Consider the following 21749-nt stretch of genomic DNA (forward strand, 5'->3'; position numbering starts at 1 on the left):
CGGGCGGCATGGAAGAGGGGTTCCACGCGTTGCACCCTCAGGAGGTGCGAAGCGATGCGCGAACGCGAGCAGGCCGTCTGGACCAGAGCTACCCTCGGCCGGACCGACCGCCCCCTCGACCTCCTCACCGCCCGCTTCGACCGCCACCGCTACGCGCCCCACGCCCACGAGGAGTTCAGCGTCGGCGTCTGCTTCAGGGGTGCCTCTTTCATCGACTACCGGGGCGGAGGCATCCACGCGGGCCCGGGCGCGATCATCGTCCTGGCCCCCGGAGAGGCCCACACCGGGATCGCGGACCCCGACGGCTACGCGTACCGCGCCCTGTACCCGACCCCCTCTCTCCTCGCCGACGGAACCCTCGGCAGCGGCACACCGCACTTCCGGGAACCCCTCCTCCACGACCCGGACCTGGCCACCGCCCTGCTCACCGCCCACGCCGAACTCAGTGCCTGCCCCGACCCCCTGGAGACCGAGTCCCGCCTCCCCTGGCTGCTCACCGCCCTCGCCCGCCGCCACTCCACGGCCCGCCCGGCTCCGGACACGGTCCCCGGCGCGTACGGCATAGCCCACGCCGTACGCGACCGCCTCGCCGACGAACTCCTCGCCCCGCCCTCCCTCGCCGACCTGGCCACCGACCTGGGCCTGTCCCGCTACCAGCTCCTGCGCGCCTTCCGTACGACCATGGGCCTGCCCCCGTACGCCTGGCTCGCCCAGCACCGGGTGAACCGGGCCCGGAGCCTGCTGGACTCGGGCCACCGCCCCGCCGAGGCGGCCGCACTCGTTGGCTTCGCGGACCAGGCGCACCTGACGCGCTGGTTCCGGCGGGTGCTGGGGGTGACTCCGGCGGCGTACCGCAACAGCGTTCAACGCAACCGCAACCGCAACCGCGTTCAGCGCGACAACGCATCGCGCAACAGCGTTCAAGACGTACGCCCCTGACCCCGCCGAAACTGCCCGCATGACTGCACGCGGCTGGCTTCTCTTCTCCCTGATGGGAGTGTTCTGGGGCATCCCCTACCTGATGATCAAAGTGGCGGTGGACGGCGGTATGTCCCCGTCCATGGTGGTGTTCGCGCGCTGCGGGCTCGGCGCGGCGCTGCTCCTCCCCTTCGCCGTCCGCCAAGGGGGCCTGATCACTGTCGTACGCACCCACTGGCGCCCCATGCTGGCCTTCGCCTGCATCGAGATCATCGGCCCCTGGTGGACGCTCACGGATGCCGAACGCCACCTGTCCAGTTCGACGGCGGGCCTGCTGATCGCGGGAGTACCGATCGTCGGCGTCGTACTGGCCCGCTTCTTCGGCGAAACGGAACGGCTGGGCGTCCGCCGGATGACGGGCCTGGCGCTGGGCCTGGCCGGAGTGGCGGTCCTCACGGCCCCGCACCTGACGGGCGGCAACGCCCGCTCTCTCGCGGAAATGGGGGTGACGGTCGTGGGCTACGCGACCGCCCCCCTGATCATGGCCCGCTACCTCAAGCAGGTCCCGACCCTCCAACTCATCGCTCCTTGCCTGCTGTTGGCGACGGTGGTGTACGCCCCGGCCGCGGCCGCCTCCTGGCCGGCCGAGCTTCCGACCGCCGAGGTCCTGGCCTCCCTGGCCGGCCTGGGTGTGATCTGCACAGCGCTGGCCTTCGTCGTCTTCCTGGAACTGATCCGGGAGGCGGGCCCGACCCGAGCCGTGGTCTTCACATACGTCAACCCGGCGGTGGCGGTGTCGGCGGGCGTGGTGCTCCTGGACGAGGAGCTGACCGCAGGGGTGGTGTCGGCCTTCGCTCTGATCCTCCTGGGCTCCTTCCTGGCCACGGCGGCTGCTACTTCTCCCACGACATCCCCTGCCTCTTCTCCCACGGCATCCACGGCATCCACTGCCTCCGCCGGCTCCAGGACCTCGGGACCGGGGCGGCCCGCACGCCCGGTACCATGGTCGACACGGCAGACGAGCCGGGCGGACGGTCGCGTGGAGGTCCCTGTGGACCTCCCCGAGGAACGTCCGGGCTCCACAGGGCAGGGTGGTGGCTAACGGCCACCCGGGGTGACCCGCGGGACAGTGCCACAGAAAACAAACCGCCCAGCGCTCAGGCGCTGGGTAAGGGTGAAACGGTGGTGTAAGAGACCACCAGCGCCTGAGGTGACTCAGGCGGCTAGGTAAACCCCACCCGGAGCAAGGTCAAGAGGAGCCGCCTCTTCGAAAGAAGGGCGACTCTGCGCGGACGCCCGAGGGCTGCCCGCCCGAGTCCGCGGGTAGACCGCACGAGGCCGGCGGCAACGCCGGTCCTAGATGGATGGCCGTCTCCCCGGCCGCCGCGAGGCGACCGGGCGACAGAACCCGGCGTACAGCCCGACTCGTCTGCCGCCAGGTTTCCGGCCTGGTCGGTAAGCCGTTTCTCCCGTGCGGCCACCGCGTCTCGGTCCCCTCAGACCGGATAAGCCGTATGGATGTTGCCGTCGCGAATGACCACTTCGACGATGCTGGTCTCCCGCCCGCTGCCGTTCACGCCGACAGGGTCGCCGTAGTCGAAGCGGTGCAGGTGGCTGTCCTGCCCGTGCCGTGCCCGTGGGTTGGATGTGGCCGGAGTTCCGTCGATGCCTTCCTGGAGTCGTCGGCCTAGCACGAAGTCGTTACCGTCCCAGAGGAAGTCGTCGTTGAACTCGCCTGGCAGGGAGGGCTCCGGCCCGGTGGGGTCGGCTCCTTCCCGTACCCGGTCCTGCGCGCCGGGGCCGTGCTGGCCCTCGATGTGGTTCTCGCGTTCTGGGGTGATTCCGTGATTGCCTTCGCAGCTCACCAGGCCCCAGGGGTCGGTGAAGCGGAGCGGGTTGCTGACGTACGCGTGGTGGTTCGGAGCGGGGGCCAGGCCCAGCGGGTCGGGGCTGATGTAGCGGGCGTTCTCGGGGTCGTAGTAGCGCCGGAAGTTGTAGCGCAGTCCGGTCTCGGCGTCCTGGTACTGGCCCGGGAAGCGCAGCGGGCAGTCGACCGGCGAGGGCGATGACAAGCTGTCCGGGCCGTCCGTCCCGCTGCCGAGGGGCGTGCCCCACAGGGTGGTGCGGGCCCGCCAGGCGACCCGGCCCTCCTCGTCGACCAGCTCGGTCGGGGTACCGACCAGGTCGGTGACGATGGCGTAGAAACGACGGTCGACCTCGTCCTGGTCGATCTGGTCCTGATCAATCTGGCGCTGGTCGAGCTGCAGCAGCGCGCGGTTGGTGCCCGGGGCCCATTCCCAGCTTCGGGTGGGGCCGTCGGCGGAGCCGCTCTGTTCCGCCAGGTGCGAGCCGTCCCAGGTGAAGACGGTCTCCTCGACCACTCGGCCGTCGTCGGTCAGCAGTCGTTTGGCGACGCGTCGGCCCAGACCGTCGTAGATGTACGCCCAGCGGCGCCCGTCCGGGGTGGTCACATGGGAGAGCCGGTCCTCGGCATCCCACGCGTACGTCCACTCCCGCGTGCCGCCGGACAGCAGCTTGCGTGACTGCCGGACGAGGCGTCCCTGTGCGTCGTGGACGTAGGTGATGTGGCCGGCCCGGCGTACGAGCGTGCCGTCGTGGACCCGCTCGCCCTGCGGGCCCTCGCCCTCGGGTGCGTCGGCCCTGCTGACGTTGCCCGCCGCGTCATAGGTGTAGCGCTCCGACCATCCGGCGGCGGAGACCGCCTCCACCCGGCCGAGACGGTCATGCGTGAAGCGGCGCGTGCCGTAGGTCTGGTCCTCGATGGCGGTCAGGCCGCCGTTCTGCCCGTACGTGTACGAGCGGCGCAGCAGCGGTTCGGCAGAGGGGGACGGGCCCGCGTCGTGGGCGACCTGTCCGGTGACCGTCTGGCTGGTCAGGCGGTGACCCGCGTCCCACTCCTGGGACAGTACGGCCGTCTCGCCGAGCCGCCGCTCGGTCTCGTGCCCGGAGGCCCCGTACCCGAAGGACAGTGCGTTGCCGGCGAGCCGGACCTGTGTGGGGCGGTTGTTCGCATCCCATTCCCACCGGCTGACGGTGCCCGAGGGAGTGCGTCGCTCCACCCGCCGGCCGAGGATGTCGTACCTCGTGTGCAGAGCGCGGCCGTTGCACTCCTCGGTGACGACACGGCCCACCACGTCACGAGTGATGGTGAGAACAGTGTCGGGGGTGACGGCTCCGACCAGCCGGCCGGCCGCGTCGTAGGTAAAGGTGGTGACCGCGTCGCCGGAGTGCCGCTCGACGACCCGACCGCAGGCGTCGCGTACGTAGGCGGTGATCTCGCCCGCGCCGTTGGTGCGCTTGATCAGGCGGCCCGCCGCGTCGTAGGCATAGGAGACCGTACGACCGTTGAAGTCGGTCTCGCTCACGAGCCGCCCCGCCGGATCGTACGTGTACGACCACACCGCGCCCGATGCGCTCGTCACGGAGGCGAGCCGCAACTCGGTGTCGTAGACGAACCGCACCGTCGAGCCGTCCGCGTCGGTGCGGGCACAGGGCCGGTCGAAGTGAGTGAAGGCGTGGATGATGCTGAGGCCGTCGGGGCCTGTGTAGCGGACTGTGTTGCCCTCACCGTCGTAGGACCAGCGCTCGCTGCTTCCGTCGGGCATGGTCCGCTCGGCGGGGCGGCCCTCCACGGTCCAGGCGGTGCGCGTCCTCGCGCCGGTGGGGCCGACCGTGTCGGTGATGCGCCCGAAGGCGTCGCGGACGACGCGCGTGGTGCCGCCCAGCGGCGCCGTGGTGGAAACGGGCAGGCCCAGCGGGCCGGGCTCGACGTGGTGGGCCGCTCCCAGGGCGTTGGTGACGCCGAGGAGCCCGCCGGACGCGTCGTAGGTGAACCTGGTGACCGCACCGTCGGGGTCCACCGTCGCCGTAGGGCGGCCCTGCTCGTCGTACGCGTACCCACGCCGGCCGCCGGTCGGCAGGGTGATCGTCAACGGCCGGTCGAAGGTGTCGTACTCGGTGGTGGTGACCGTGCCGTCGGGCCGGACCACCGAGGTGAGATTGCCGCGCTCGTCGTAGGTGAAGTGGGACGTGTTGCCGAGCGGATCCGTGCGGGAGAGCAGCCGGTTGTACGCGTCCCACTCGGCGTACGTGGTGTTGCCCAGCGGGTCGGTCTGGGCGACGAGTTGACGGCGCTCGTTGTGCCGGTACGTGGTGGTGTGGCCCAGCGAGTCGGTGTAGCGCGTCTCCCGTGACTCCGAGTCGTAGGCGATCGTGCAGGAGAGATACCCGTCGGCGCCTTCGCCGCGTATGCAGCGGTCCTCGTCGTCGTAGGTGAAGCGGTACCAGGAACCGTTGCGGTCGGTCCAGGATGTGACGCGTGCCCGCTCGTCGTAGGTGAGCCTGAGCGGAAGGCCGCTGGAGTTGTGGATCTCGGTGAGATGCCCGTCGGGGTTGTATCCGTAGCGCAGCAGTGTCGTGCCCTCGGGCCCGTCCTCCTCGTTGCGCAGCCGCAGCCTGACGACGCGACCGTCCTCGGTGTCGATGTGCAGGTGGCGGCCGCCGGAGTCGCGGACGGCGCTGGGGGAGCCGGACTCGTCCCGGTCGAAGTCGATGCGCCGTCCGCCGCGGTCGGTCACCGCGGCAAGGGGGAGGGTGAACACCTCGTGTGCCGCGGTGGCTCTGCCCAGCGGGGCGAAGTGGCGGGTATGGCCCGTGGCGGGGTCGGTGATGCGGATGGGTGCGCCCGGAGCGCCGTCCCAGTCCAGCGGCCAACGCGGACCCTCCAGCGGCATCACCGAGGTGCCTGGTGTGGGAACGGGGTAGAGGAGGATCATGCCGTCGTCGGCCGCGAAGACGGCGCCGTCGCTGTCCAGTTCGAGACGCTCGTCGAGCGTGGAGGCCCAAGACGGGCCGAACCACTGTCCCCACCGGTACGTCGACAGGTGCGTACGCCGCAGCACGAGCGGAAGGAGTCCGGGGAGCTCGACGTCGGTCTCCTCCATGAGCATCTCGCCGGACACCATGTCGACCGGGTCGCCGTTCTTGCAGCGCGACTTGGCGGGCTTGCTGGCCCCTGCCGCGTCGTCCGCCCCCCGCCGGAGGCCGCCCTTCAGCCCCGTGGCCATTGCCTTGAGGCCGGTTTTGCCGAGTCCCTTGACGCCCTTTGCGAGTGCGCCGAGGGTGGTCAGGCCCTTCATGCCCGGTATGCAGTCCAGCGCTGCGAAGGCCACGTCCCACAGCGAGGCTTGGCCTTTGGCGTATTTGTTGAGGGTGTCGGCGAGGACGACGAGCGCGGCGATCAGGACGATCGCGCCGAGAATCGGCCCGCCGATGATCATCGCGATGATGCCGACCACGGCGACGACGACCTTGCAGACCGCGACGATGGTGTCCCAGTTGTCGGAGACCCAGTCGCCGACCTCCTCGTACCACTTGCGGTTCTGGATCCCGGCGTCGGAGGCCTCGTCCAGTTTCCGCTTGGCCTCCCCGGCGGCCTCCTCGCGCATCTGCCGCGCGTCCTCGGCCATCCTCTTCGCCGCGTCCAGCGCGTTGGAGGCGGAGGTGACATCCGACTGGGCCGAGGTCTGCGCGGACTTGGCGTTCTGCGCGTCCCTGGTGGCCGCCCTTACCTTCGCCTCGTCGGGCTTGTCGACGTCCTTCCCGCCGGTCGGGTCGTCCTTGTACTTGTCAGCTTCTTTGTTCGCCCGGCCAACCCACGAATCGGCCGTGGACAGGCGGGACTTGGCGGACGAAAGATCGGCCTGTGCCTCCCGCCCCTTGGCGAGCGCCTTGTCGGCGAGTGCCTGGGCGCGCTCAAGGTTCGGCCAGTACGAGGCCAGCGCGTCGCCGGCCAGGTCGTAGGACTTCTTGAGTTTCTTCAGGTTCTTCGGAACGCTCGAGAACTCGTCGCGGAAGACATCGGCGGTCTTGCCCACCATCGACAGGACGGCATCCTCATCCGCCATGCCCTTGACCAGCCGCAGCGCGTCCTGCACGTCATCGGCGAACTCATGCAGTTGCCGGGCCAGCGACTTGACCCGCTCCGGGTCGCCCGGCGTCGGGTCCTTCTCCAGATCAAGAACGTGCCAGTCCGTCGGTCGATATCCCACGTTCGTCCCCCGTTGTGCTGCCTCACCGCTTCGCTCAAGGCGCTTACACGTCAGCAAAGTTACTAGATCGCTGCTCGTAGACTGCGGGCGTGAACGACGACGATGTGACGCCCGGCCATAGTGCTTCCGGTCGGCCCCTGTGGGAGCGGTCGGGCCCGGCGGAGCTGAAGCAGCTGGCGGAGTCTCGCCCGGAGGAGCTGTACGAGGCGGCGGAGCAGTTGGGCAGCCGGGTGTCGGGTGAAGGACCCGATGGGAGTTCTGGGCCCTCCGCGGTGCGGGCCGCCGGGCGGATTGCCGAGGCTCTCGCCGAGACGCGCTCCCGGGACTGCGCGAGGTTCGCCGTGGACATCGTGGGGCGGCTGCTGCCGCTCGGGCCCGAGCGGCGGGAGGAAAGCGACCAAGGCGACCGGCTGCGGCGCTCGGTTGCCGCGAAGCTGGTCAAGACCCAGCAACCGCGTGATCTGGAAGCTCTGTTCGGGGTGCTGCCGGACGGGCTTGAGGACCCCGCTGTGGAAGTACGGGCCTGCATCCTCGGGGAGCTCGCCCTGATCGGCGTGGGGCGCGGGCGGCCCGCCCTGGACGCCTACGCGGAGCGACTGCGCGAGCTGGCGCACCCGCTGGCCCGGCTGCCCAGGACACGCCTGGACATCGAGCACCGGTTCGGTGTGCGAGTCCGGGGCCTCGGGTCTGTGAAGACCCCCGACCAGCTGCGATCCCGCTTCCCGGAAATTCCCGCCACCGACAGCGGTGCGGCAGCCGGGCGTACGGCAGTTGAAGGCTCCGACGCCAGGCGTGCCGGGTCGGCAGCCGAGCCCTTCACCGTCAGCGGCTGGTCCCGCGAGCCCGAGGCGCGCTTCTTCACGCTGCCCAACCCGCTCGCTCCGGACGACCTCAACATCTCGTTCATCAAGGAACTGCCCTTGGAGTGCCTGGAGGGCGAGGGCACGCGCCGGGGCCGTGCCGTCACCTGCCACACCACGCCCGACGACGTGATCAACGAACTGTTCGCAGCAGCACACAACGGCGGGGTGAACGGCCAGGGCCAGGGTGGCGCGTACGCCCGACTGCACGCCTGGAACAGTCTGTACGCGCTGATGGGGCTGCCCGACGGCACCCCGTTCATGGAGGCGGTTCGGCGCGCCGCCGACCACCGGTGGCTGCGCTTCATGGCGTTCACGGACTGGTTCCACCACGACACGGCGGATGTGGCTTTCGCCGTACTCGACCCCAGCCGTATGCGGGTCGCGGTGCTGGCGGCGACCGATACGGATGTCGACGCCGACTTCTAGCAGGCCGACTTCTGGCGGCCTGATCCTTGCCGAGGGTTCTTGATCCGTTGCGGTGGGCTCTCCTCGTATCGCCCGCGGGGCCCCCTGAGCTTGCAGGGCGAGGCAAGCGCCATGCGATGGTTCGTTGACAGAGGACAGAGGCCATGCACTCCAGTATCCGTACGGTAGGGGAGACCGGGCACGGCGTCCGCTGCCGCCACTGCGACCACCGGTACGACTGTCAGTACCGCCAGGTACCCTCAAACACGTCGTCAACGCGGCCCGACGGGCTTCCGCTCCACTCCGGTGGAGTCTCGAAGGACATGCCCCCACCCGCACGAGTCTTTTCGTGCTGCCTGGGGGAAGTCCTTGCTGTTCCGCGCGTCCGCGAAAACGGTCGCCGTCATGGCACTCGACGGTTCGCTGTTCCTGCATCTCACCGACAAGTTCGTTCACATGCACGGCTATCGGCCCGGCGCCTCGGAGGTGCGTTCCTGGGAGCGGAGCATCCCCGTCCTGGCCGCCGCACTCAACGACGCCGGTTTGGGCGACGTCGAGGTCATGCTCGAGTACGCGCTCCCGCTGAACAGCAAGCGCGCCGACGTCGTCCTCGCCGGGGTGCACCCGGTCACGGGAGAGCCGTCGTACGTCGTGGTGGAGCTGAAGCAGTGGAGCCAGGCACTGCCACACGAGGACGACCCCACTCTGTGCCATGTCGACGCCTACGCCCATCCGGTCCTCAACCCCGTCGAGCAGGTCCGCCGCTACTGCGAATACCTCGTCAATTTCAACGGGGCGGTGGCCGAACACGCGCACCGGGTGGCCGGAGTGGCGTACCTGCACAACGCCACCGAGTTCGGCGTGACCGGACTGCGGGAGATCGAGCGTGACGGCCACGGGCTGCTCTTCACCGAGCAACGCCGCGGTGCCTTCCTCGACCATCTCCGTACGAGGCTGAGCGACAAGCACCCGGGGGCCCGGGCGGCGGACGAGCTTCACGACGGCGCCAAGGTGCCGTCGAAGCAGCTCATGTCCGTGGCCGCTGAAGAGGTGCGCGAACGCACACAGTTCGTCCTTCTCGACGAGCAGCAGGTCGCGTACCGGATGGTGCTCAATGCGGTGGAGAAGGCGAAGCACGCCGACCGCAAGGAGGTCGTCATCGTCACGGGCGGTCCCGGCACCGGCAAGAGCGTCATCGCTCTCCAACTGCTCGGTGAGCTCTACCGGCGTGGGGTTCCGGCACTGCACGCCACTGGCTCGCAGTCGTTCACGAAGACGATGAGGAAGGTCGCCGGAGCCCGCAAGCGGGAAGTCCAGGACCTGTTCAAGTACTTCAACAGCTTCATGACGGCCGAGAAGAACAGCCTGGGTGCCCTGATCTGCGACGAGGCACACCGCATCCGGGAGACCTCGGCCAACCGCTACACGCGCGCCGAGAACCGTACCGGCAGGGCACAGATCGACGAACTCATCGACGTCGCCTACGTGCCCGTCTTCTTCCTCGACGAGCACCAGGTCGTCCGCCCCGGTGAGATGGGCACCGTGGCCGACATCAAGGCGGCAGCGGCGCAACGGGGCATCCCCTGCAGCGTCGTCCCCCTGGACAGCCAGTTCCGCTGCGGGGGCAGTGACGCCTACCTGCGCTGGGTGGTCCGCCTCCTCGGCCTCGAGCCGGGCGGGCCGGTCGCCTGGGAACCCGACGACCGCATGCAGTTGCTGGTCGCCGACAGCCCGCAGGAGATGGAGGCGTTCCTCGATGCTCGCCGGGCCCAGGACTACGGCGCACGTATGTCCGCTGGTTTCTGCTGGCGCTGGTCTCCGGAACCCAAGCCCGGCCACCCGCTGCCCCCCGACGTCGTCATCGGGGATTGGGCCCGCCCCTGGAACCTGCGCGGCGACCGCGCCGTCTCCGGCGCGCCACCGGCAGCCCTGTGGGCCACCGACCCGGCCGGCTTCGGTCAGGTCGGGTGCGTCTACACCGCACAGGGCTTCGAGTACGACTGGTCCGGCGTCATCATCGGCCCCGACCTGGTCTGGCGAGGCGACCGTTGGGTCACGGACCGCACGGCGTCCAAGGACCCGGTCTTCAAGAAAACCACCCCGGACGCCGACGTGGACCGCCTGATCCGCAACACCTACAAGGTTCTGCTGACTCGGGGCATGGTCGGCACGATCGTGTACTCGACGGACCCCGAGACGAGGGAGAAGCTGCGGGAGCTTGCGGGTGGGGTGGCGCGGCAGACCGTACTGGGCTGACGGACGGGCACGCGCCCATGCGCTCAGACGTTGTCGCGAGCCCAGCGGACGGATTCTGCCCGACTCACGGGAAGAAGGCGGCGAGTGCATTCTTGGCGCCTCTGCGCCGGTCGGCACTCGCACAGCGTCGGATCACGAGTGCCGAGCGGTGAACGGCGTACCTGAGTCGCTATTTCCTCGTCAGCGAGTGGAGCTCACACAGAGTTCGGTGGTAGTGCAGGTATGTCTCATTGATCTCATGGTCGACGTGCCGACGGAGACGGCCCAAGGCGTCGCCTTCCTGTGTCCGCCTGACGATGCCGTCGACGTCGATGTAGATCTCTAGACCGTCGAAGAGAACGTGGTGGTTGGGGCAGAGGCAGAGCAGATTCGGCAGTTCGTCCGGACCGTCGTGGGGGGATCCGAGGCCACGGATGTGGGCGGCCTCGCTGTAGGGCCGGCGCTTGTACTGAAGGCGGGTCTCACAGATCTGGCAAGCATGGCCGTGCAGTTCCTTGACCTGAGCTGCGATTGCGGCATTGCGAACCAGTCGTGAGGCAGTGGACTCCCGGCGCTCCGTCGGACCGGTTGTCCGCTCCGTATCGGCGGCTTCTTGACCGCCATCGCCCTCGTCTCCGTCGAGCATGCCATCGGCGGTCGCATATCCGGCGAGGCCAGCTCGACTGAGCAACTCACGCTGATCGATGTCGTCAAGGTGGGTGCTGCACAGCTTGACGACGGCTTCGAGGCGGGTAAGAGGGTTCTGCAGCAGTTCGGCACTCGCACGGGTGAGACCCGCGACAGGCTGGACGGTGTCGAAGATCCCCGCCTGCGGATCGGGGCCGGCATCACTTGGTACGCCGTGGACTTCCCACAGACCACTGTCCTGCAAGTGCCAGAAGGGATCCTCCGGAGTGGCTTTGGAACTGGACAGGCCAAATGCGCTCAGGAGAGGACTGACCTCCGTACGGAAGGAGGACCACGGCGCCAGACGCGGCTTCCCCGCTGCGATCCGGGAGATCGCCCACAGCAGAGCCAGCGGTTGATGGCGGCTGGGCGTTTCGTTCCCTGAGCCACGACGAGTCTCGAGAGAGCCGATCCGAACCAGCAAGTCCTCGGCGGTGAGTTGCGGAGACGGAGCTGGACGAGGTGCCGCAGGTCGCGGAAGGGCCGGCCGACGCCGCTCAGGGAGAAGTTCGGCAACGCGGAGGTAGTCCTCGGCGGACCGCAGGGTGAGGCTTCGCAGAGGTACTCGTGCGCTCAGGCGACGCAGTATGGGCGCGGCGAAAACAGGGGTGGGGAACTCCTCGACCTCTCCAAGGGCCATGATGTGTTCCCAGGTGGCGTTCTCCTCGTCGGTTCCCCAGACTTCCCGCGCCACGGCCAGGCTGTCGAACAGATGGAGGATGCGGGCCCGCGCGATGAAGTGGTTCTCCGCGTAGAAGAGCACGTCGTCGCCGACTCGACGATTCCGTAGAGCTCTGGCTTTCTCGTTGTTGGCCTGTGTGGTCGGAGTGGCCCCCCACAGCCGAGCGATCCCGTCCGGGTACAGGGCCGTCAGCACATCCGCCTGTTCACCCAGTGCGTCCCTGATCTCTGCAATCTGAACGCCTTGTCGTACGGACTTGGCGAAGTTACGCGGGCCACGGTCCCGGGGCCCGCCTCGCGGCTGGAGAACTATCTGAGGCGCCACTTGCCGCGGCTCGTCCGTGACATCGCTGCCGTCCTTCACCGTGAAGCCGAGCGCACGCAAACGATGTGCCACGGTGCGCGCACCACCACTGAAGTCGTCAGCCGACAACAGGTCGCCGACTGAATACAGGTGCGCAACCCCGGCAATGGCCTTCGAGTCATAGAGGTGTCCGTCCAGGACCAGCTCGTACGTGTTGGCCCGGCCGAAGCCGTACCGGCGGCGAAACGGTTCTCGTCCCAGCTGCAGACACTCGTCGACCGCGGCCAGCACTCCCGCACGCGTCACATCCCTAAGTCCCATGCACGGGAGCCTAGTAGGACAGTATGACAATCATCCCGGCGTGGGTGGCCTATGAGTGCCGTGAGCGAGCTGGACTGGTTAAGAGACGTTATGGCGGGTTGAGGGTGGCGACTGTGTGGAGGTGTCGCACGCTGCCGATGCCATGTACGCGCGGGACTCTCGAGAAGGAGGAAGACCGAAGGTTTAGATCCTCCCTGTCCAGGTGGGTAATTTCCTCGGATACATTGCGAAGCAAGTGTTTTTCGATAGCCGGGCCTGCATGATGGGGAACATACGATTCCCGCCTCTCGGGCTGAATGCCCCATAGTTCCGCCCTTCACGGACTCTTCCTATGTAGAAGGCAACCACTAGGATCTGCGGCAGGTCCGACCTCGGGGAGCAGCGGGCCTGAGAGGACTGGACGAGTGGGGACAGGCATGCGGGAAGGCCGGTGGGTCACGGTCACCGAGTCCGAGTTCGATCATGAACGCCGCGGCCTGGAGGCGATTCGGGAGAAGTTGCCGGACTCCGAACCCTGGCGTGCCTGGTCGAACTTCACCTTCACCGCGAACACCGGCCACGTCCGCGAGGTCGACCTGCTGGTCGTCGCCCCCGGCGGCGTCTGCATGATCGAGCTGAAGGACTGGCACGGCTCGGTCACCTCCGAGAACGGCACCTGGGTGCAGACCACACCCGGCGGCCGCCGCCGTACGCACGGCAACCCGCTGCACCTGGTCAACCGCAAGGCCAAGGAACTGGCCGGCCTGCTCGCGCTGCCCGGCGGCAAGCGCGTCTGGGTCGCCGAGGCCGTCTGCTTCACGGACAACAGCCTGCGCGTGCGCCTGCCCGCCCACGACCAGAACGGCGTCTATACCGTCCGCCAGCTGGTTGAGATGCTGGAGCAGCCCCCGCGTGACGAGCGGCGCCGTATCACCGCGATCGGTTCGCGCGAGATCGCGGCGGCACTGAAGAACATCGGCATCCGCAAGAGCGACGCGCAGTACAAGGTCGGCCCGTACGAGCTGGAGCGGAAGTCTTTCGATTCCGGGCCCACTTGGGCCGACTACCTCGCCCGTCACAGCGATCTGCCCGAGGCCGCCCGCGTCCGCATCTACCTCAGCGAGCGCGGCTCCGACGCCTCCCTGCGCCAGTCCGTCGAGAACGCCGCCCGGCGCGAGGCTGCGGTGCTGGGCCGTTTCAAGCACCCGGGCGTGGTCGAGCTCAAGCAGTACTTCCCCTCCGGGCACGCCGCCGGCCCCGCGCTGATCTTCGACTACCACCCGGACACCCTGAAGCTGGACGAGTACCTGGTCCAGTACGGCGAGAAGCTGGACATCCTCGGCAGGATGGCGCTGGTCCGCCAGCTCGCCGAGACCATGCGCTCCGCGCACTCCAGCCGCATCCACCACCGGGCGCTCGCGGCCCGCTCCGTGCTCGTCGTCCCCCGGGCACGCGGCCGGAAGGGCCAGGCGGTGGGGGAGGAGGCCGCCTGGCTCACCCCGCATCTCCAGATCTCCGACTGGCAGATAGCCACTCAGCGCAGCGGCGACTCCTCCCAGGGCATGACCCGCTTCGCGCCGACCGCCCTGTCCGCGATGCACCTGGCCGACGACGCCGACGCCTACCTCGCCCCCGAACTCACCGCCCTCAACCCCGACCCGGTCCACCTCGACGTGTACGGGCTCGGCGTCCTCACGTACCTGCTGGTCACCGGCAAGGCCCCGGCCGCGAGCCAGGCCGAGCTGCTGGCCCGACTGGAGGCGGGGGAAGGCCTGCGCCCAAGCTCCCTGGTGGACGGCCTGTCGGAGGACGTGGACGACCTGGTTCAGGCCGCCACCGCCTACCGGCCGAGCCAACGGCTGTCCAGCGTGGACGAGTTCCTGGAGCTGCTGGAGGTCGTCGAGGACTCCCTCACCGCCCCGGCCCAGGCGGCCACCGCCACGGAGGGGATGGCCGACGAGGACGACGGGACCGCCGCCGACAAGGACCCGCTGGAGGCCGTCGCCGGTGACGTGTTCGCCGGCCGATGGGAGATCCGCCGCCGCCTCGGCACCGGCTCCACCAGCCGCGCCTTCCTCGTCCGCGACCTTCAGGCCGAAGCCCGCAGGACCCGCCCGCTGGCCGTGCTGAAGGTCGCCCTCTCCGACAGCCGCAGCGAGATCCTCGCCCGCGAGGCCGAGGCCATGGCCCGCCTGCGCCCCCACTCCGGCATCATCCGCCTCGTCGAACCCGAACCGCTGCACATCGGCGGCCGTACGGTCCTGGCACTGGAGTACGTCGGCGACGAGCGCGACGACAACGGACAGGGCACCGAGGGCGGTGCACGCCCACGCCGCCGCGAGGAGACCGTCGCCCGCCAGCTCCGCGACAACGGCCGCCTCCAGGTCGACCAGTTGGAGGCGTACGGCGACTACCTCTTCGGAGCCGTCGACTTCCTGGAGGGCGAGGGCGTCTGGCACCGCGACATCAAGCCCGACAACATCGCCATCCGCATCCGCCCCAACCGCACCCGCGAACTCGTCCTCATCGACTTCTCCCTCGCCGGCTACCCGGCGAAGAGCACCAACGCGGGCACCGACGGCTACCTCGACCCCTTCGTCGACGTCATCACCCGCGGCTCGTACGACTCGCACGCCGAGCGGTACGCCGTCGCGGTCACCCTGCACCAGATGGCCTCCGGCGAACTGCCCAAGTGGGGCGACGGCAGCGTCCCGCCCCGTATGACCGACGCCAAGGAGTGGCCGTACCCGACCATCGCGGCCGAGGCCTTCGATCCGGCCGTACGGGACGGTCTCGTCGCCTTCTTCCAGAAGGCACTGCATCGCGACGCCGGTCAGCGGTTCCCCGAGCTGAAGCCGATGCGGGACGCCTGGCGCAAGGTCTTCCTCGACGCCTCGCAGACCGTCCCGTCCAGCCATCGTTCCCGCCACCCGGCCGCCGCGACCACGGGGGAGGGGACACCCGCCGAGCTGGCCGCCGCCGCGGCGGCGATCGCGGACGCCGAGCCGGAGACCGCCGAGCAGCAGCGCGACCGGCTCGCCGCCGAGGTCACCCGCGACACCCCGCTCACCGTCTCCGGCCTTACGCCCGCCGCCCAGTCCTTCCTCTACGGCCTGGGCATCACGACGGTCGGCGAACTGCTCGACTACAGCCGCCGCAAGCTCGTCAACGCCCCCGGACTGGGTGCCAAGACCCGCAACGAGGTCCAGCAGCGGCAGCGCGAGTGGGGCGAGCGGCTGCGCGAGATCCCCGTCTCGCCGCTGACGCCGAAGGGCCGGGCGGAGGCCAAGGAGGAGCTGGAGCAGCTCACCGCCGCCGAGTCGGCCCTCGTCGGCGAACTCGCCACGGGCGCCTCGGCGGGCGCCTTGTCCCCCCGTACGCTCCGCTCCGTCAGCCTCGACACCCTCGCCACCGTCTTCGTGCCCGCCGTCAACAACAACGGCTCCAACCGCAACAAGGCCGAGATGGTACGGCTGTTGCTGCGCCTGCCCGACGAGCACGGGGTGCTGCCCGACATCGGCGTCTGGCCGAAGCAGAAGGATGTCGCGGAGGGCCTTGGGCTGAGCCAGGGCCGTATCCCGCAGATGCTCAAGGATGAGCGCAAGCGCTGGAAGGCGGAGCCCGCCGTCCAGGCACTGCGCGAGGAGATCATCGACCTGCTGGTGAGCATGGGCCGGGTCGCTTCGGCGGTGGAGATCGCGGATGCCCTGGCGGTCCGGCGCGGCACGCATCTCGCGGGGCGCGAGCAGCGGCGCGCGATGGCGCTGGCGGCCGTACGGGCCGTTGTCGAGGTCGAGCAACTGGCCCCGCAGGAGGCCGAGTTCCAGCACCAGCCGAACCGCAAGGCGACGGACGAGTCCCTGGGCGCCGGCCTGCTCGCCCTCGACGTACGGGAGAACGACGGCCCGGACACCCCGACCGCGCCGGGCCTGCTGGAGTACGCGACGCGTCTTGGTCGTACGGCAGATCGGCTGGCCAAGCTGGACACCCTTCCGACGGCGGCGACCGTGCTGGCCGAGCTGGGCGCGCTGACGGTACCGCCGGGGGCGGTGGACTGGGACGAGCGGCGCATGGTGGAGCTGGCGGCTGCGGCGTCCGTGAACGCCGCCGCCAGTCCGCGCCTGGAGATTTATCCGCGTGACTTGTCGCTGGTCAGGGCGCTGCGCCTCACGCAGGCCGGGCTCGTCCGCTGGATCCCGGGTATGCCGGAGGGGCAGCAGCCGGGCCTGACCGGCGAGGCCGTGCACGAGCGGGTCCGTGCCCGCTTCCCGGAGATTGTCGTTCCTGACGGGCGTGGCGGCACGACCCACGAACTGCCGACGGGTGGCCCGCTCACCAAGGCGTTGCGCGACGCGGGTTTTGAGCTGTCGCTCAGCATGCATGAACGCGAGGGCGTGCTGCGGTACTTGCCGACGCGGGTGGACGACGCGTCGAGCTATCTGACGACGGGCGCGGGGCGGCAGTCGACGCGTACGGGTGCGGTGACGCGGTACGCCGATGACCCGCAGCTCGCGGGCGCGGTTCGCGCGGAGGAACGGCTGCTCGCGTCGGCTCGCCGGGACGGGTACCGGGTGCTGACCGTACGGCAGCAGTTGGTACGGGACGCGGTGCGGGAGCTGGGTGCCGAGCGGCTGGGCACGGATGCGGTGTCGGTGACGGAGCTGTTCCTGGAAGCTCTGCACGCGCAGGTCACGCCGGGCACCAAGCCGACCTGGGAGACCCTGCTCAAGGCGGACGCCGCCGAGCCGGGGTCGAGGGGGGCGGTGCGGTTCGCGGAGTACGTGCGGACGGCGTGGGGTGCGGTGGAGCCGCGGATCGTGGAGCTGCTGGGTGATGGTGGCGGGGGCGGGGCTGTTCCTGTTGGCCCTGCCGGTCCTGTGCTGCTGACGGAGGCCGGGGTGTTCGCGCGGTACGACGCGATGGGCGTCCTGGACCGGCTGGCGTCGGCGGCTCGGCGGGGTGGGCGAGGGCTGTGGCTTCTGGTCCCGCAGGCTGATCCGTCGCGTGAGCCCCGGCTCGGGCAGGTGGCGGTGCCGTATCAGGCCGGCCTGGGGGAGTGGATTCAGCTTCCGGACACGTGGGTGGGCAACGCCCATCGGGGGTCCGGCGAGGTTCTGGCTAGTGCCAGTGGTGTCGAGGGAGACGTCAAGTGATCGACCGCAAGGCTCTGTTGGACGACCTGAAGCAGCAGGTCAAGGCGGTCGAGGCTGACCTCGGGCGACAGGTGAAGGCGCTGCCGGATGTCGGCGCGCGACTGAAGGCTGAGTACGACCAGGCGCGGAAGCTCGGGCGTACGGCGGCGATGTGGAACGCGTGGCTGGACGAGCGGGTCACGCAGGTCGCAGTGGCGTGGGTGCTGGGGACTGTCTTCGTACGGTTCTGTGAGGACAACCGGCTGATTCCGGAGCCGTATTTGACGGGGGCGGACGGTGACCGTCGGGAGTTGGCGGAGTCGCGGTACGACGCGTATGTGGAGTCGGACGAGGATCCGACGTACCGGGGGTGGCTGGAGAAGGCGTTCGAGGAACTGGGGCAGGGGCAGGCGGGGCGGCTGCTTTTTGATAGGCGGCACAACCCGCTTTACCAGGTTCCGCTTTCGCATGACGGTGCGCGGGAGTTGGTCGAATTCTGGCGGCAGAGGGATGAGGCGGGTGTTCTGGTCCACGACTTCACCGACCCGTTGAACGAGGACGGTACGGAGGGGTGGGACACGCGGTTCCTTGGTGACCTGTACCAGGATCTGAGCGAGCTCGCGCGGAAGACGTATGCGCTGCTTCAGACGCCGGAGTTCGTGGAGGAGTTCATCCTCGACCGGACGATGAATCCGGCGGTGCGAGAGTTCGGGTACGAGGAACTGAAGATGATCGACCCTACGTGTGGGTCGGGGCACTTTGTGCTGGGGGCGTTTCGGCGGTTGGTGCGACTGTGGGCGGAGGGGCAGCCGGGCAAGGACGTGCATGAGCGGGTCCGGGCTGCGTTGGACTCGGTGCACGGAGTTGACATCAACCCGTTTGCAGTGGCTATTGCGCGATTCCGGCTGCTGGTTGTGGCGATGGCGGCGAGTGGGGTGCGGGATCTGGCACAGGCGGCGAAGTATGAGTGGCCGATCCACCTGGCGGTGGGGGATTCGCTTATTAAGGCCCGACAGCTGGAGCTAACGCTCGGCGGAGACGAGGACGATCTCGACGACCCGCTGGCCTCGTTCGCCTACGCCACCGAGGACGTGCACGAACACCACGGAATTCTAATGGACGGGCGATATCACGTGGTGGTCGGCAATCCGCCGTACCCTCCGGTCAGCGACAAGAGTCTCAACATGCTGTACCGAGAGCTGTATCCAAGTTGCTCTGGGACGTATGCCATTTCGGTTCCTTTCGCCGAGCGCTTCTTCCATCTGGCCGTCTCGGGCGGAGGAAGCGGCGGCGAGTATGGCTTTGTGGGGCAAATCACCGCGAACTCATTTGCGACGCGTGAGTTCGGTGCCCGGCTTATCGAACACTACTTTGCTCATAAAGTTGAGCTCACCGAAGTGATCGACTCTGCTGGCGCGTACATCCCCGGGCATTCCACACCTACTGTGATTCTCGTTGGGCGACCTCGCAAGGGGAAACAGCGGAGTTCTCACATTCGTTCAGTGCGCGGAATTCAAGGTGAACCGGCTACCCCGGAGAATGCTGCTCACGGGTTGGTTTGGCAGTCCATCGTGGCTCAAATCGATCACCCTGGCTCATCTGATGATTGGGTCGCGGTGGACGATCTGGAACGTGACCGATTCTTCTCCAGGCATCCGTGGGTGCTGGCCAATGGCGGTCTGGAGCTTATCGAGCAGATCAAGGATGCGAGCACACAGACGGTGCGGTCTTTGATCGATCCGCCCGTAGGACGTGCAGTCCGAGTCGGGGCCGACGAGGCTTACATCCGGCCGATGCGCCGTACTCTTGGCACTATCGCCGATAAGGAGCTGTTGCGGCCGCTGATGGTTGGCGAAGTTGTTCGGGATTGGAATGCTGTCCCGGCAGAGGCGATTTGGTACCCGCATGCGAAGGGTGCAGATCCGGCCGGTTTGTCCCAAGAGTTGTGGCCGCTGCGGCAACTCTTGCGCGCACGCCGAACGTTTCAGGGGGACATCTCTGATTCCGGGTTGCACTGGTGGGACTATATGCAGCACACAGCCTCGGCCTATGATTCCGACTTGTCCATTACGTTCGCTGAGATTACAACGCACAATCAGTTTGTTCTCGATCGAGGAGGGAGTGTTTTTAAGCAGAGTGCACCAGTTATAAAACTCCCTCTGGGTAGCTCCGAGGATGACCACCTGCGCCTTCTCGCGATTTTGAATAGTTCCACTGTGTGCTACTGGCTGAAGCAGGTTTGCTTCTGTAAGGGCAACGCGACTGCGTCTAGCGGGATGGCTGATCAGCCTTGGTCATGGAACTATCAGTTCAATAGCACCAATATGGAACGCATTCCGCTGCCCCGCGAGTCAGCCACGGAGCTGGCCGCCGCTCTCGACGTGCTTGCTGGACAACTGCTTGCCGCGAGCCCTTCCGTGATTGTAGGTAACGCGACCCCCACTCTCCTCGCCCTTCGCGACGCAAAGGCTGTCTGGGAGAAGACTCGCGCACGCATGATTGCCCTGCAAGAGGAGCTGGACTGGCAGGTTTACTCGCTTTACAGGCTGCACTCGGAAGAGCTTCGGGCTCCGGACGGGGAAGTGCTCGGACTTGCCCTCGGAGAGCGTGCGTTTGAGATCGTTCTCGCGCGTCGGGCGGCCAACAATGCGGCTAGCGATGAATGGTTCAAGCATCACAACTCCATTGCTGCAACCGAGATCCCTGCTCATTGGCCAGCCCGTTACCGGGAGGTAGTCCAAAAGCGCATCGACGCGATCGAGGGCAGCCGTGCTATCGGGACTGTCGAGCGCCCGGAATACAAGCGTCGCTGGGCCACCGAAGGCTGGGACGCCCTCCAAGAGAAGGCCCTCCGCTCCTGGCTGCTCGACCGCATGGAGAACCGCGACCACTGGTTCGATGAGAACGGTCAGCCCACCATCCTCACCCTGGCTCGCCTCACCGACGCCCTCTCCCGTGACGAGGACTTCGTCTCCGTTGCCAAGCTCTACGCCCCCCGCAAGGAACTTGCCAAGGTCGTCGCCGAGTTGATCAGCGACGAGCATGTGCCGTTTCTCTCCTCCCTGCGCTACAAGCCCTCCGGGCTGAAGAAGCGCGCCGACTGGGAAGAGGTGTGGGACCTCCAGCGCAAGGAGGACGCCGCGCCCGACGAACCCGCCAAGCGGAAGATCCGGGACTCCATCCCCGTGCCGCCGAAGTACACCTCGGCCGACTTCCTCCGCCCCACCTACTGGAGGGCGCGCGGCAAGCTCGACGTGCCGAAGGAGCGGTTCATCTCGTACGGGCAGACCAACGCCGCCACCCCCGAGCTGTACGGGTGGGCCGGCTGGGACCACCGGGAGCAGGCGCAGGCCCTCGCCACGTACTTCACCAACACCGCGCTGTCCACCGAGGAGATCACGCCGTTCCTCGCCGGCCTGCTGGAACTCCAGCCGTGGCTGTCCCAGTGGCACAACGAGTTCGACATGCTCTACAGCGGCTCCCCGGCGGACTTCTTCGCCGGTTACCGCCAGCAGAAGCAGGGCGAACACGGACTCACGGACGACGACCTCCGCAACTGGCGTCCCGTGGCCGCAACCCGAGGGCGTCGAGCCGCCGCGAAGAAGTAGCCGCAAACGACTCGGTGTCGTGCCCGTACGCCGATGCCGAGTCCGCCGGACGAGGGGCCACCTGGTGCACGCGCGGGTGGCCTCCGGTCGGTACGCGCAGCTCGGCCCATACGGTCTTGCCGGGGGCGGCCGGGCGAGGAGTGACACCCCAGTCGTCCGCGAGGGCGGCGACGAGGTGGAGGCCGCGGCCGGACTCGGATGCGGAGTCGAGGGCCGGGGGAGTGGATGGAGGCTGCCGCTCGGCGCGGGTGTCCGTCACCTCGATGCGGAAGGTGCCCTCGGCCAGGGTGAGTTGGAGGTGGAAGTCCCGGCCGGGGACGTGGCCGTGGCGTACGGCATTGGCGCTGAGTTCGGCCGTGATGAGCGTGAGCGTCTCGTTGAGCGGGGTCGTGTAGGGGTGGCCCCAGTCGTTCAGGCGGTGCGAGACGAGTCGGCGGGCGAGGCGGGCCCCGCGTGGGGTTGAGGTGAAGCGCATGGTGAACTCGCGTTCCTGCGCGGGGCGTTGTGGCATATGCCCGTTCGGGGGAGTTGCTGACTTCATGGGG

The 21749-nt window shown here is 68.4% G+C and carries 8 protein-coding genes, 1 other RNA gene and 1 pseudogene; 7 read left to right on the plus strand and 3 right to left on the minus strand.

Annotated elements, in window-relative coordinates:
- The first annotated feature begins 54 nt into the window (after window positions 1-54).
- From OHT21_RS33800 to rnpB, 3 genes and pseudogenes are all read left to right on the plus strand, one after another.
- A complete protein-coding gene (locus tag OHT21_RS33800; RefSeq protein ID WP_328772051.1) occupies window positions 55-939 on the plus strand; it encodes a helix-turn-helix domain-containing protein in 885 nt (294 codons plus the stop codon).
- Between the two features lie 82 nt (window positions 940-1021).
- Window positions 1022-1741 (plus strand): annotated as a pseudogene (locus OHT21_RS44830) (DMT family transporter); the annotation flags it as partial.
- 196 nt (window positions 1742-1937) lie between these two features.
- Window positions 1938-2350, plus strand: an RNA gene (rnpB, locus tag OHT21_RS33815) — RNase P RNA component class A.
- A 64-nt stretch (window positions 2351-2414) separates the two neighbouring features.
- On the opposite strand, the gene OHT21_RS33820 is transcribed toward rnpB, so the two are convergent.
- Complete coding sequence (locus OHT21_RS33820) at window positions 2415-6989, minus strand: DUF6531 domain-containing protein (protein WP_328772054.1); 4575 nt, start codon at window positions 6987-6989, stop codon at window positions 2415-2417.
- A gap of 89 nt (window positions 6990-7078) precedes the next feature.
- Here OHT21_RS33820 and OHT21_RS33825 point away from each other — a divergent pair, with 89 nt between their 5' ends.
- Both OHT21_RS33825 and OHT21_RS33830 read left to right on the plus strand, forming a co-directional pair.
- A complete protein-coding gene (locus OHT21_RS33825) occupies window positions 7079-8278 on the plus strand; it encodes a DUF6183 family protein (RefSeq protein WP_328772055.1) in 1200 nt (399 codons plus the stop codon).
- A 348-nt stretch (window positions 8279-8626) separates the two neighbouring features.
- A complete protein-coding gene (locus OHT21_RS33830; protein ID WP_328772056.1) occupies window positions 8627-10513 on the plus strand; it encodes a DUF2075 domain-containing protein in 1887 nt (628 codons plus the stop codon).
- A gap of 169 nt (window positions 10514-10682) precedes the next feature.
- On the opposite strand, the gene OHT21_RS33835 is transcribed toward OHT21_RS33830, so the two are convergent.
- Window positions 10683-12485, minus strand: coding sequence for an HNH endonuclease (locus OHT21_RS33835; protein ID WP_328772057.1), 1803 nt, complete (start codon window positions 12483-12485; stop codon window positions 10683-10685).
- 416 nt (window positions 12486-12901) lie between these two features.
- Here OHT21_RS33835 and pglW point away from each other — a divergent pair, with 416 nt between their 5' ends.
- Window positions 12902-17617, plus strand: a complete 4716-nt coding sequence (gene pglW, locus OHT21_RS33840) for a BREX system serine/threonine kinase PglW (protein ID WP_328772058.1) — start codon at window positions 12902-12904, stop codon at window positions 17615-17617.
- Window positions 17614-21204, plus strand: a complete 3591-nt coding sequence (gene pglX, locus OHT21_RS33845; RefSeq protein WP_328772059.1) for a BREX-2 system adenine-specific DNA-methyltransferase PglX — start codon at window positions 17614-17616, stop codon at window positions 21202-21204. Before pglW ends, pglX begins: the two co-directional genes overlap by 4 nt.
- On the opposite strand, the gene OHT21_RS33850 is transcribed toward pglX, so the two are convergent.
- On the minus strand, window positions 21131-21715 hold the full coding sequence (locus tag OHT21_RS33850) for an ATP-binding protein (RefSeq protein WP_328774326.1): 585 nt from the start codon (window positions 21713-21715) through the stop codon (window positions 21131-21133). The genes pglX and OHT21_RS33850 overlap by 74 nt on opposite strands.
- Window positions 21716-21749 lie beyond the last annotated feature (34 nt).

Origin of the sequence: Streptomyces sp. NBC_00286 (assembly GCF_036173125.1) — a bacterium.
Lineage (GTDB): Bacteria > Actinomycetota > Actinomycetes > Streptomycetales > Streptomycetaceae > Streptomyces.

Bases quoted from the DNA above. Each gene is read 5' to 3' on its own strand.
- pglW (WP_328772058.1), top strand. From the start codon at position 12,902: ATGCGGGAAGGCCGGTGGGTCACGGTCACCGAGTCCGAGTTCGATCAT.
- OHT21_RS33835 (WP_328772057.1), bottom strand. From the start codon at position 12,485: ATGGGACTTAGGGATGTGACGCGTGCGGGAGTGCTGGCCGCGGTCGAC.
- OHT21_RS33800 (WP_328772051.1), top strand. From the start codon at position 55: ATGCGCGAACGCGAGCAGGCCGTCTGGACCAGAGCTACCCTCGGCCGG.
- OHT21_RS33850 (WP_328774326.1), bottom strand. From the start codon at position 21,715: ATGCCACAACGCCCCGCGCAGGAACGCGAGTTCACCATGCGCTTCACC.